This window comes from Streptomyces sp. NPDC050546 (genome assembly GCF_044457425.1).
In the GTDB taxonomy this organism is placed as follows: domain Bacteria; phylum Actinomycetota; class Actinomycetes; order Streptomycetales; family Streptomycetaceae; genus Streptomyces.
This window is the reverse complement of record NZ_JBITGX010000004.1, coordinates 217,984-229,803: the sequence shown is the minus strand read 5'-3', so window position 1 is coordinate 229,803 and position 11,820 is coordinate 217,984. Positions and strand designations below refer to the sequence as shown.

The window sequence follows — 11,820 nt, the reverse complement described above, 5'->3', positions numbered from 1 at the left end:
TCGTTCTCTCGACGCCCCGTGGTTCTCTCGACGCCCCGTGGCTCTTTCGACGTCCTGTGGTTCTTTCGACGTCCTGTAGCGGTACGGGACTTACTTGCCGGCGTCGGCCGCCTTCACGAGCGCGTCCTTGGTGACCAGGCCGACGTAGACCTTGCCGTCGTCCGTGATCAGGGCGTTGACCAGGCGGGTCGAGAAGACCGTGCCCGAGCCGAACTTGCCGGTGACCTTGTCGCCGAGCGAGTTCATGAAGCCGCCGAGGTCGCCGCCGGCCTCGCCGGAGGGCACGCCCTCGCCGCCGGTGTCGAAGGTGGCTATGGAGTTCCAGCCCTCGCCGATGGTCTTCATGCCGTCGAGGCCCTTGCCGAGGTCCTCCTCGGACTTCGGGAGGAACTTCGGGGCGTGCCCCGGGGCCTCCCCCTTGTCGAAGCCCTTGTCGAAGCCCTTGTCGAAGCCCTTCTCAAGGCCCTTCTCGGGTGCCTTCTCCTCCGTGACCTTCGCACCCTTCGGCGGGGTGAAGTCGAAGGTCGACGCGGCCGGCTTCTCGAAGCTGACCTGGGTGAAGCCCGCGTCGACGACGGCGGAGCCACCGCTCGCCGGGGTCAGCGTGAACTTCAGCGGCGTGCCCGTCTTCGCGTCCACGGCCACGGTGATCGCACCGACCGTCGAGCCGGACTGCTTCGGCTTGATGAGCAGCTTGTAGGCGTCCCGGCCGGCGACCTGGGCGGTGCCGTCCACGGTCACGGAGGTCGTGTCGTCGGCGGCCTTGAGGGCCTCCTCGGCGAAGTCCTTCGGCGTGGCCGGCGGCTGCTGGTCCCTGCCCTTCTCCTTGCCGCTCTCGGCGGCCGTGCCGTGGTGGACCTCGTTGGACTTGCTGTCGTAGGCCCAGACGTCCTTGCCGTTGTGGACGATGCTGTACTCGGCGGCGTTCTCCAGCAGCGACAGCTTCTGCTTGTCCGGGCCGTCGGCCGCGACGCGCAGGGTGTGCGTGCCGGAGGCCAGTTCCGTGAGCTTGGCGGTCGGGTCGGCGGAGGAGCCGCCCTCGCCCTGGCTCGCGGCGCCGGACATCAGGCTGCTCTCCAGGCCGCCGAGGTCCGGAAGACCGAGGTCCGTGCTGATCTTGACGGTGCCGGACAGCTGCTGGACGTCCGACTTGGCGATCTTCTCGATGAGCTGCTGTGCGGTGATCTTCGGGAGGTCGGGGTCACCGGAGTCGGCGAGCGCGGGGACCAGCCCGATCGTCGCGGCCGCCACCCCCATCACCGTGACCGGTACGACGTAGCGGGCGGCCTTGCGCCGTCCGGAACGCTGCTCGTCGACCTCCCCGGCGGTCGTGCTGTCGTCGGATGTGTACGGTGCCATGTGTGCCCTACCTCCGTGGTCGGCGGCGGCTGTCCGTGTCGTCCACGCACTCGTCCCTGAGCCGCCATTCTCACCCGAACAGGTGAGGTTTGGTGTTTTCCGTGGTTTCCATCTGACCAAATCGGCCAGGGAGATACGTCAGACCCCGGACTCAACTCCACGTACTGCTGGGGTATGACACGGAGGGGCGGCTTCTCCCCCGACCCGTAGGGGACGCACGGGGAAGGGCCGGCTAGCCGGCCCGGTGCACGACCGCGTCGCACAGCTCCACGAGTGCCGTCTTCGCGGCGCACTCGGGCAGGGGGGCCAGCGCCGAGCGGGCGTCCTCGGCGTAGCGGACGGTGTCCTTCCGGGCCTGTTCCAGCGCCGGGTGGGCGCGCAGCAGGCGCAGGGCCTCGGCGTGCCGTTCGTCGTCGGTGAGGTCGGAGCCCAGCAGCTCGCACAGGGCGATGTCGTCCGCGAGCCCGAGCCGGGCCGCCCGCTCGCGCAGCCGCAGCACCGGCATCGTGGGGATGCCCTCGCGCAGATCGGTGCCGGGCGTCTTGCCGGACTCGTGCGAGTCGGAGGCGATGTCCAGGACGTCGTCCGCGAGCTGGAAGGCGACGCCGAGCCGCTCGCCGTACTGGGTCAGCACGTCCACGGTCGTCTCGTCGGCGCCGGACATCATCGCGCCGAACCGGCACGACACCGCCACCAGCGAACCGGTCTTGCCGCCCAGCACGTCCAGGTAGTGCTCGACGGGGTCGCGGCCGTCCTGGGGTCCGGCCGTCTCCAGGATCTGCCCGGTCACCAGCCGTTCGAACGCCTCGGCCTGCACCCGCACCGCCTCCGGGCCGAGGTCGGCCAGGGTGTGCGAGGCACGGGCGAAGAGGAAGTCGCCGGTGAGGACCGCGACGGAGTTGTCCCAGCGGGTGTTCGCGCTCGCGACCCCGCGGCGCACCGTCGCCTCGTCCATCACGTCGTCGTGGTACAGCGTGGCGAGGTGGGTGAGCTCCACGACGACGGCCGACGGCACGATCCCGGGCGCGTACGGGTCGCCGAACTGGGCGGAGAGCATCACGAGCAACGGACGGAACCGCTTGCCGCCGGCCCGCACCAGGTGCTGCGCGGCCTCCGTGATGAAGGGCACCTCACTCTTGGTGGCCTCGAACAAGCCTTCCTCGACAGCCGCCAACCCGGCCTGGACATCGGCTTCCAGAGCCTGGTCCCGCACGCTCAGCCCGAACGGCCCGACGTCGGTCACGAGGGGTCTCCTGTCTGCTGTGTCTGCCGGTGATTACGCGGATTGTCGATAGGTCGCTGCCATCACTCGAGTCAGCGTATCCGGTCACGTTTCGATCACCGCCAGCGCCCATGGTTACAGGCCGGGTGGTATCTGATCACGACCGTTATGTTTTCGATCGGGCCATAAGAACAGACATTTGTCGACTTACCAGCCGATAGTGAGATATTCACGATTTGCCATGACGATTGAGCAAATCCCCTTTGGCGGTAATTGCCCCACAGTCTTGTGATCAGTGAGTTGAATCACGTTAACCCCTGCGTCGCGCCACCCCGACATCACCCCGTACCCCCTTCGGCCGAACGCCAGTTGAGCCTTGGCTCTCGCAAAGGATCAAGCGGGCCAAACACCCCCGACCAAGGTCAACCGCGCAATATGTGACTCCGGCGCTTGTTCCCGACATGTGCTCTCGCATACGTTCCCGGCCTGTCCGGCGGACGCCGAATCCTGCCGCCGCCCGGACCCCCACACGAACCGACTCACTCACGCAGGGCAGGAGCGGGGGACCCAGGTAAGTCGCCGGTCCGCACAGCGGCACGGCTCGGGGTGAAGCCGCGCACGGCAGTACACCGCCGTACGCGGCCGGGCACCTCCCGGCCCGAACCCGACAGCTCACCTCGCAGGCGCCGGAGAGGAATTTCGCCATGGCCGGACGAGGCAAGCACCGTCGCCCCAGAACCAACCCGCTCTCCCGAGGTATCGCGATCGCCGGCACCGGCGGAGCGGCACTGACCCTCCCGCTCCTCGGCGCGACGCACGCGAGCGCCGCAGAGCCCCAGGCGGTCAAGCCCGCCAAGTCGCTCACGTACACCGTGACCAAGGGCGACACGCTCTACCGCATCGCGGACAAGTACGACGTCTCGGGCGGCTGGAAGAAGCTCTACAAGGACAACCGCTCCGCCATCGGCGACAACCCGAAGCTGATCCACCCGGGTCTGAAGCTGAAGGTGTCGACGACCAAGGCGGCCGCCGCCCCGAAGAAGGCGACCAAGTCGTCCGCCAAGCCTGCCGCGAAGCCCGCCGGTGACGTCGCCAAGGCCACCCAGGCCTCCGCCAAGACCTACGCCGACAACCTCGACGGGTGGATCCGCGAGGCGCTGGACATCATGGCGCAGAAGGGCATTCCGGGGTCGTACGACGGCATCCACCGCAACGTCATGCGCGAGTCGTCCGGCAACCCCCAGGCGATCAACAACTGGGACTCCAACGCGGTCAAGGGCACCCCGTCCAAGGGCCTGCTCCAGACCATCGACCCGACCTTCCAGGCCTACCACGTGGACGGCACGTCGTGGGACCCGTACGACCCGGTCGCCAACATCACGGCGGCCTGCAACTACGCGGCCGACCGCTACGGCTCGATCGACAACGTCAACGGCCCGTACTGAGCCGTCCCGCCCAGCAGTCGCTCGAGGACGACGGCGATGCCGTCGTCCTCGTTCGACAGGGTGATCTCGTCGGCCACGGCCTTGAGTTCGGGATGGGCGTTCGCCATCGCGACGCCGTGGGCGGCCCAGTCGAACATCGGGATGTCGTTGGGCATGTCGCCGAAGGCGATGGTGTCCGCCGGCCGCAGCCCCAGATGCTCGGCGGCCAGTGCCAGGCCCGTCGCCTTGGTGACGCCGCACGGCTGGAGCTCGACCGTGCCGGGCCCCGACATCGTCACCGTCGCCAGTGAGCCGACCACCGAACGGGCCGTCGCCGCCAACTCGTCGTCCGTCAGGTAGGGATGGCGCAGCAGCACCTTGCTGATCGGCTCGCCCCACAGGTCGTCGCGCCGGTCGACCCGTACGGCCGGCAGGGTCGGGTGCGGCATGAGATAGCCCGGCTCGATGAGCGTGAGCCCGTCGACCCCGTCCTGGTCGACCGCGGCGTACACCTGCCCCACCTCGGCCTCGATCTTGCCGAGCGCGGTCTCCGCCAGTTCCCGGTCCAGGGTGATGGACCACAGCAGCCGGTCCGCGCCGGCGTCGTACACCTGCGCGCCCTGCCCGCACACCGCGAGCCCCGTGCAGCGGAGGTCGTCGAGGAGCGGTCGCACACGCGGCGCCGGCCGGCCCGTCACGACGAGGTGCTGGGCACCGGCCTCCGCCACCCGAGCGAGCACGGCGAGCGACCGGTCGGAGAGGGTGTCGTCGCCGCGCAGCAGCGTTCCGTCCAGGTCGGTGGCGATGAGTGAATATGCGATGGGTGCGGCCATGATCTGAGAATACGGACAGCGCGGCCCTTCGTTTCATCGCGCCGGGGACACCGATTGCCCGGTTGAAGGCCTCTGTACCAGTTGGCAACAACATGGTCCGCTACCTACCGGCGAGGCCGTCTCGGGCGGTACCTTCCAAGTGTCCAGGGGGGACTTGATCGGGGGGTCAGGTTGAGCAGTGGGCGCATTCGCGTGGCTGGGCCCGGGGAGCTCGGCGAAGGGGAAAGGGAGCGCTGGCGCGCACTGCGCGCTGCTTCCGAGGCACCACGCAACCCTTTCATGGAACCGGAGTTCACCGAAGCCGTCGGCCTGGTGAGGCCGCGGGCCCGGGTCGCGGTGGTGTACGAGGGGCTGGAGCCGGTCGGCTTCCTGCCCCATGAACGGGGCCCGTTGGGCCAGGGCCGGGCGATCGGGCTGGGCGTCTCGGACGCGCAGGGGGCGATCCTGCGGCCGGGCCTCGACCTGGACACGGGCCGGCTCCTGCGGGCCTGCTCGGTGTCGAGCTTCGCCTTCGACAACCTGGAGGCCGAGCAGCGGCTGTTCGTCCGGTACGCGGCCGAGGAGCACGCCACCTACGTCATCGACGTGGAGAAGGGCTACGAGACGTACGAGTCGGTGCTGCGCGCGCAGTCGCCGAAGTTCCTGAAGACCACCCTGGCCAAGGAGCGCAGGCTGGGCCGGCAGGCCGGCGAGCCGCGGTTCGTGTTCGACGAACGCGACCCGGCCGCGCTGCGCACCCTCATGGAGTGGAAGTCGGCGCAGTACCGCAGGACGGGCCGGCAGGACCGCTTCGCACGGGAGTGGATCACCCGCCTCGTGGGACGGCTGGCCCGGACCCGGGCACCGGAGTGCAGCGGCACACTGTCCGTGCTGTACGCCGGGGAACGGCCCGTCGCCGCCCACTTCGGACTGCGCTCGGCATCCGTCCTGGCCTGCTGGTTCCCGGCCTACGACCCGGAGTTCGCGAAGTACTCGCCGGGCCTGGTGCTCCATCTGCGCATGGCGGAGGCGGCCGCCGCCGAGGGCATCGGCATGCTCGACCTGGGGCGGGGCGCGGCGGAGTACAAGGACGCGCTGAAGACCGGCGAACTGCCCGTCTACGAGGGTGCGGTGACGCGGCCGGGGGCGGGCGCGGCACTGCACTGGCTGAGCCGCGAGCCGGCGCGCCGCGCGCACAGTTTCGTCCGCGCCAGGCCGCGGCTCGCGGCGCTGGCCGCGCGGACCCTGAAGGGCGCGGCTCGGCTGCGCCGTACCTGAGCACGAGTTCATACCCGAGCACGAGTTCATACCTGAGCACGAGTTCGTACCGACACGAGTGGGGGGTGAGGGCGCATGGCTCGTTCGGCGCGTGCGCGGGAGGAGATACGGCGGTTCCTGGACATCGGGGCGGTGCAGGTCGCTGAGCTGGATCTCGACGGCCGCGACGGTGACGACAGTGACGAGGCGGTGCTCAGACCCGGTCCGGGGAGCCCGCCGGTGACGCACGGCGAGGTGTTCGTGCTGGTCCGCAGGGGCGGCCGGCCCGTGGGCACGCTGCTCGGGCGGGTGCCGGAGGGGGCGGACGCGCGGGTTGTGCTGGAGGCGCGGGCGCGGGCGGAGTGTGCGCCCCTTCTTTCCGCACGCGCGGAAGCCGGTGAGTTCGGTGAGCCCGGTGAGCTCCGTGAGCCTCCGTACACCAGTGTCGTGGTCGCGACCCGGGAGCGGGCCGGGCAACTGGCCCGTGCTCTGGACTCGCTGCTGGCGCAGGACCATCCGCGGTTCGAGATCGTCGTGGTCGACAACGCGCCCGTGACGGACGAGACGCGGGAGCTGATCGAGCGGAAGTACGCCGAGCGCGTGCGGTACGTGTGCGAGCGGGTGCCCGGCCTCGCGGTCGCGCACAACGCGGGCCTCGCTGCCGTACGGGGCGAGGTGGTCGCCTTCACCGACGACGACGTGGTCGCCGACCCGCGCTGGCTGACCGAACTGACCGCGCCCTTCACCGCCGACGCCGGACTCGGCTGCGCCACCGGGCTGATCCTGCCCGCGCGGCTGACGACCCCGGCCCAGGTGCTGCTGGAGAGCCACGGCGGCTTCGCGAAGGGCTTCACTCCAAGGACGTACGACCCGGCGCGTCCGCCGGGCGACGAACCACTGTTCCCGTTCACGGCGGGGCGGTTCGGCTCCGGCGCCAACATGGCCTTCCGTACGGAGGTGCTGCGTTCCGTCGGCGGTTTCGACCCGGCCACCGGTGCCGGTACGGCCGCCCGGGGCGGCGACGACCTCTACGGCTTCGTCCGTGTCCTGGCCCAGGGCCACCGGCTGCGCTACACGCCGTCCGCACTGGTGTGGCACCACCACCGGGAGACCTGGCGGGACCTGGAGACCCAGGCGTACGGCTACGGCGCCGGGCTCACCGCCTATCTGACCGCGGTGCTGGTGAACCGTCCCGCGCTGCTGCCGGCGTTCCTCGCGCGGCTGCCCCGCGGCCTCGCCCACGCCCGGACGCTGACGGCCGTACGCGAGACGGAGGGGGGCGGGGCGCCGGGTGACCACGATGTGCGGACGCATCCCTGGCCGCGGCGGCTGTCGCGGTTGCAGCGCAGGGGGATGCTGTACGGGCCTGTCGGCTATGTGCGGGCGCGGCGGGCGCTGCGCGCGACGGTCGGCGCGAAGGTTCGGGGGACGCTTCGGGGGGCGAGATGAGGACGTCGGCACGCACGCGTGGTGAGGGGCCGATATCGCCCTCGGGGACCCCGGCCATCCCGGTCTTCCTGTACCACGCCGTGATGGACGACCCGCCCGGCTGGATCGCCGAGTTCACCGTCACGCCACGGCAGTTCGCGTCCCACCTCGACGCCCTCGCCGACAGCGGCCGTACGCCGGTCACGATCAGCACGATCGCCGACCATCTGGCCGGGCGGGCGCCGCTGCCGCCCCGGCCCGTGCTGCTCACCTTCGACGACGGCTTCGCCGATCTGCCCGGCCCGACCGCCGAGACGCTGGCCGGACGCGGGCTGCCCGCCACCGCCTATCTCACCACCGGCGCCATCACCCCGGGCGGCCGCAGTCTGCTGCCGCCCGCCCCGATGATGACGCTGGACCGGGCGGCGGAGCTGGAACGTTCCGGCATGGAGATCGGCAGTCACACCGTCACCCACGCACAGCTCGACACCCTGTCCGGCAAGGACCTGGCGTACGAACTGCGCACGTCGAAGGCCGTGCTGGAGGACGCCCTCGGCCACGAGGTCCGCCACCTGGCCTATCCGCACGGCTACAACAGCCCGCGGGTGCGGACCATGTCGGCCCGGGCCGGCTACGAGACGGCGACCGCCGTACGGCACGCGCTCAGCTCCGACCACGACGAGCGGTACCGCATCGCGCGGCTCATCGTCCGGCGCACCCACACCGTCGCCGATGTCGAGGGCTGGCTGGCGGGGGCGGGCGCGCGGGTCGCGCCGTACCGCGACGGGCCGAAGACGATCGGGTGGCGGTGGTACCGGCGGGCCCGTGCGGTGGTGCACGGGCCCGAGTTCGCGGGCTGACCTGGCCGACTGGTGGGCTACTTGAGCGGCTGGTTGAGATACGGGTCGGCGGCCGCCTTGCGCAGGCTGTCCCAGGCCGCCTCGTTCGCCAGCGCCAGGTTGCAGTGCGGTCCGGGGTCGCGGTAGTTCCACTGGAGGGCGGCCTTGACGCCCTCCAGGCCCTTCAGCACCCCGGGCACCTGCGCGTACCACTCGGCCTGCCGCTGCGGGCGGGCCGAGTCCTCGGCGGTGCCGAACTCGGAGAGCATCAGCGGCTTGTCGTCGGAGATGTTCGCGCGGATCCAGTCGTGCGCGGCGTTCTGGGTCTGCGCGAAGGTCATCCAGCGTGTGTTGTGGCAGCGGTAGTAGTTGTACTGGTTGTAGCCGATCCAGTCGACGTACTCGTCGCCGGGATACATCCGCTTCATCTCGTCGGCGTGGTCGAGGTAGCCGGTGGTGATCCACGTCCACACCACGTTGTCGACGCCCAGCTCGCGGAACCGGTCGTGGATGTGCCGGTACGCCTTCACGTACTCGGCGGGGGTGCCGTTGTCCGGGGTGCGGGTGTCCATCTCCAGGTCGAAGGAGAGGAAGACCTTCTTGCCGTAGTCCTTGATGCGCTCGGCCTGGACGTCGATGACCTTGTCGTCCAGTTCGCCGGACGCGATCTGCTTCCAGGTCGGCTGCTGCTTCTTCGTGCCGCCCCACCACTTGCTCTCCCAGGACAGCAGCAGCAGGTGGTCCTCGCCGACGCGGCGTTCCTCCGGGGTGAGCAACTGGCCCTCGCGGCGGGTGCCCTGGGGCAGCGACATGTCGTGGTACGTGTACACGATGTCCAGCTCGCGGCCCACGCGCTTCTCGTAGGCGCGCACCTTCTCGGGCAGGTCGCCGCGCTCGTGCGGCACGAACGCGCCGAACCAGGCGCCGCAGGGGGGTTCCAGGAGTGCCGTGGGACGGCAGTCCGCCTTGGAGCCGGCGCCCTGGGGGTCCGGTCCGGAGGCGTCCCGGAGGGCGAGTACGCCGACCAGGACCGCGCTGACGACCGTGGCGGACGTGATCAGTAGTCGGCGCCGGCTGGATGCGAACGGGCCGGCGGCCGGCCGCTCCCCGGTCGTCGTGCTCGGGTCGCGGCGAAAGGGGCGGTTGGGCCGGTCGGATCGGTGGGGACGGTTGAACCTCACTGAGCGGAACCCTTCGGTGTACTCGGCGTCGTCCTCGGCTGCGGGGAGGCGCGCAGCGGCGGACAGAACGCGGCGAGCGTGGTCAGCAGAGTCAGTGTCAGCAGCACCCGCTGCGCGCTGAAGGTGTGCGTGGCGATCAGGACGGTCGCGACGAGCATCACGGCACCGATGCTCATGAACAGCACCAGCATCAGCCGCTCCAGCAGGTCGGAGTGGCGTGCGAAGTCCGGGTCCCGGCGCTCGACCGGGCCTTCGGCGGGCCGTGCCCCCAGCGCGGGGGCGCAGACTATGACCATCGCCGCGCCCGGGCCCGCGGCCAGGAAGAGGACGACCGCGGCGCCTCTCAGGGGCGAGCCACCGGGCAGGGCGAGCGCGGCGAGCGCGAGCCAGCCGCCGAACGGCGGCAGCATCCGGACCACGAGATCCTGCGGTGTCATCGCTCCGCTCCCCCAGCCTGCTTCAGTACGTAGAGCCATCCGGCGCTGTTCTGCGCCACGAGCCGGAACCGCGGTGAGGCGGCGACGGACTTCCGGACGCGGTCCAGCTGCACCCTGGTGAGCTGGCCGTTCATCTCGGAGTTGGCCAACTGCCCCTGGGTGAGCAGGAAGTAGGCCCGGGCCGGCCGCTCCACCCCGGCCATGTCACTGGCGAGGGTGGCGGCCGGCTTCTGGACGATTTGATCGACGTGACTGCGGGCGTCGTCGAGGAACCAGTAGTGGTCGACGCTCCAGTAGGAGTCGTACGCGAGCGGGTAGTTGCGGTTGGCTGCCACGACGAGCGAGCCTTCGGGCGCCTGGTCGAACAGCTGCCGTACGAGGGCCACTTCCTGCGGCGGGAAGTAGTTGATCCGGTCCTTGCCGGAGTAGGCCGGGACGAACGCCAGGGTGCCGCCGAGCAGTGCGGCCAGCGGCACCCAGACGCCGAGCAACCGTCGCCCGCTCTTGGCGGGGGCGGCCTGCCGGCTGCCGGCTTCCCGGGCGGCGGCGTCGGCGGCCAGTGTGCGGACCTTGGGCAGCAGCGCCGCTGCGGCGAAGAACGCGGCGCCGGGCAGCATGAAGAGCAGCACCCGGAAGATCATCTCGCTGCCGTAGCTGCTGGCCGCGAACATCGGCAGCGGGGCCGCCGCGATCAGCAGCAACGGCCTGGCCCGGTGCCGCAGCACCCGTTGGCGCAGCACGCCGACGGCCGCGAGCAGCAGCACGGAGCCGGACAGCAGCCGGGCCGCCCAGGAGGTCGCGATCGCTCCGGTGCCGGTCGGGGTGGCCCCGTACCCCGTCTCGACGTTGGCGCCGACGTCGCCGACGGAGCGGATCATGTCCGGCATCGCGGCGGACAGGAAGGGCAGCGCCGCCGTGAGACACCAGGCCAGGAAGATCACGACGGTCGTGACCACCGGGACCCAGTCGCGGTAGCGGCGGCTGAGGCACAGGGCGAGCAGGCAGACGACCAGCATGCCCGGGGTGAGCTGGTGGGAGATGACGATCGCCACGAGCATGACGGTGATCACCACCGTCCACACGGCCTGCCGGGGCTGCCCGCGCCGCACGGCGGACCGGCCGAAGCGGCGCAGGACGACGGCCAGGACGCCGACATGCAGCGCGTAGGCCACGGACTGGGGCGAGAAGTAGTCCTGCCCGACCCAGTTGGCGACGTAGAAGAGCCAGACGGCGGTCCAGATCAGCCGCCGGTCCTCGGTGAAGGTGCGGTAGATCAGCAGCAGCGGGAGCAGCAGCATCAGGCTGGAGGCCAGGGGCCACCAGGCCATGAACATCGCCGCCGAGTCCACGCCCAGCAGCCGTACCAGGGCGGCCTGCGCGGCGAAGAAGCCCGGCCACTGGTCGTACACCGCCATGTCGCCGACCTGGTCGGCCGATTGCAGACCTCCGGCCGTCAGCAGATGGTCGATGACCGCCTCGTGCTTCCACGCCCAGGCGTACAGCGGGGTCGGATAGACCACGGCCTGGGTGGCCCGCTCCATCACCAGCAGCCCGAGGACGTACGCCGCCGCCCAGCCGCCCCGCCGGCGCGGATCGCGGACCGTGAACCAGAAGCCGGTGGTGAGCACCGCAAGGCCGGCCCAGAAGGTCGGGTGCAGCGCGGTGACCAGGCCGTAGTCGTCGAGCCGCGAGACATCGGTGTGCCGCACGGCATACACCCAGAGGGCGAGCGCGGCGAACAGCGGCACGCCGGGCCAGGCGAGGGCGCGGCGCCCGGGCCAGACGGGAGGCAGATCGGACAGGTCCGTCACGGGCTCATGGGCGGGGCTCGACGACTCCGAGGAAGAGGGGCTGGAGGACT

General features: G+C 70.7%; 10 protein-coding genes and 1 riboswitch. Of the genes, 4 read left to right on the top strand and 6 right to left on the bottom strand.

Annotated features, from left to right (window positions below):
* Nucleotides 1-90: 90 nt before the first annotated feature.
* Entirely contained in the window at nt 91-1,359 is a 1,269-nt protein-coding gene (locus ACIBK5_RS11980) for an outer membrane lipoprotein carrier protein LolA (RefSeq protein ID WP_399018681.1), read from the bottom strand.
* Between the two features lie 232 nt (nt 1,360-1,591).
* On the bottom strand, nt 1,592-2,602 hold the full coding sequence (locus tag ACIBK5_RS11975; protein WP_399018679.1) for a polyprenyl synthetase family protein: 1,011 nt from the start codon (nt 2,600-2,602) through the stop codon (nt 1,592-1,594).
* Between the two features lie 501 nt (nt 2,603-3,103).
* Nucleotides 3,104-3,280, top strand: a riboswitch (cyclic di-AMP (ydaO/yuaA leader).
* A gap of 5 nt (nt 3,281-3,285) precedes the next feature.
* On the opposite strand from ACIBK5_RS11975, the gene ACIBK5_RS11970 reads away from it, so the two are divergent.
* Complete coding sequence (locus ACIBK5_RS11970) at nt 3,286-4,026, top strand: LysM peptidoglycan-binding domain-containing protein (protein WP_399018677.1); 741 nt, start codon at nt 3,286-3,288, stop codon at nt 4,024-4,026.
* Here ACIBK5_RS11970 and ACIBK5_RS11965 read toward each other — a convergent pair.
* Complete coding sequence (locus ACIBK5_RS11965) at nt 3,990-4,838, bottom strand: HAD family hydrolase (protein ID WP_399018675.1); 849 nt, start codon at nt 4,836-4,838, stop codon at nt 3,990-3,992. The two genes, ACIBK5_RS11970 and ACIBK5_RS11965, sit on opposite strands and share 37 nt — an antisense overlap.
* A 171-nt stretch (nt 4,839-5,009) precedes the next feature.
* Between ACIBK5_RS11965 and ACIBK5_RS11960 the strand changes: the two genes are divergently transcribed.
* The 3 genes from ACIBK5_RS11960 (at nt 5,010) to ACIBK5_RS11950 (ending at nt 8,362) form a co-directional block, all read left to right on the top strand.
* Nucleotides 5,010-6,095 (top strand): GNAT family N-acetyltransferase, encoded by a 1,086-nt coding sequence (locus ACIBK5_RS11960; protein ID WP_399018673.1) that lies wholly within the window; start codon nt 5,010-5,012, stop codon nt 6,093-6,095.
* Between the two features lie 75 nt (nt 6,096-6,170).
* On the top strand, nt 6,171-7,523 hold the full coding sequence (locus ACIBK5_RS11955; protein WP_399018671.1) for a glycosyltransferase: 1,353 nt from the start codon (nt 6,171-6,173) through the stop codon (nt 7,521-7,523).
* 83 nt (nt 7,524-7,606) lie between these two features.
* A complete protein-coding gene (locus ACIBK5_RS11950; RefSeq protein ID WP_399018670.1) occupies nt 7,607-8,362 on the top strand; it encodes a polysaccharide deacetylase family protein in 756 nt (251 codons plus the stop codon).
* Between the two features lie 17 nt (nt 8,363-8,379).
* On the opposite strand, the gene ACIBK5_RS11945 is transcribed toward ACIBK5_RS11950, so the two are convergent.
* The 3 genes from ACIBK5_RS11945 to ACIBK5_RS11935 are packed head-to-tail and all read right to left on the bottom strand — an operon-like array spanning nt 8,380 to nt 11,770.
* Nucleotides 8,380-9,522 carry a glycoside hydrolase family 26 protein gene (locus ACIBK5_RS11945; RefSeq protein ID WP_399018669.1) on the bottom strand — a complete coding sequence of 381 codons (1,143 nt, stop codon included), beginning with the start codon at nt 9,520-9,522 and terminating at the stop codon, nt 8,380-8,382.
* Nucleotides 9,519-9,959, bottom strand: a complete 441-nt coding sequence (locus ACIBK5_RS11940; RefSeq protein WP_399018668.1) for a hypothetical protein — start codon at nt 9,957-9,959, stop codon at nt 9,519-9,521. The genes ACIBK5_RS11945 and ACIBK5_RS11940 overlap by 4 nt, the downstream gene beginning before the upstream one ends.
* Nucleotides 9,956-11,770 (bottom strand): glycosyltransferase, encoded by a 1,815-nt coding sequence (locus ACIBK5_RS11935; RefSeq protein WP_399018667.1) that lies wholly within the window; start codon nt 11,768-11,770, stop codon nt 9,956-9,958. The genes ACIBK5_RS11940 and ACIBK5_RS11935 overlap by 4 nt, the downstream gene beginning before the upstream one ends.
* Between the last annotated feature and the right edge of the window lie 50 nt (nt 11,771-11,820).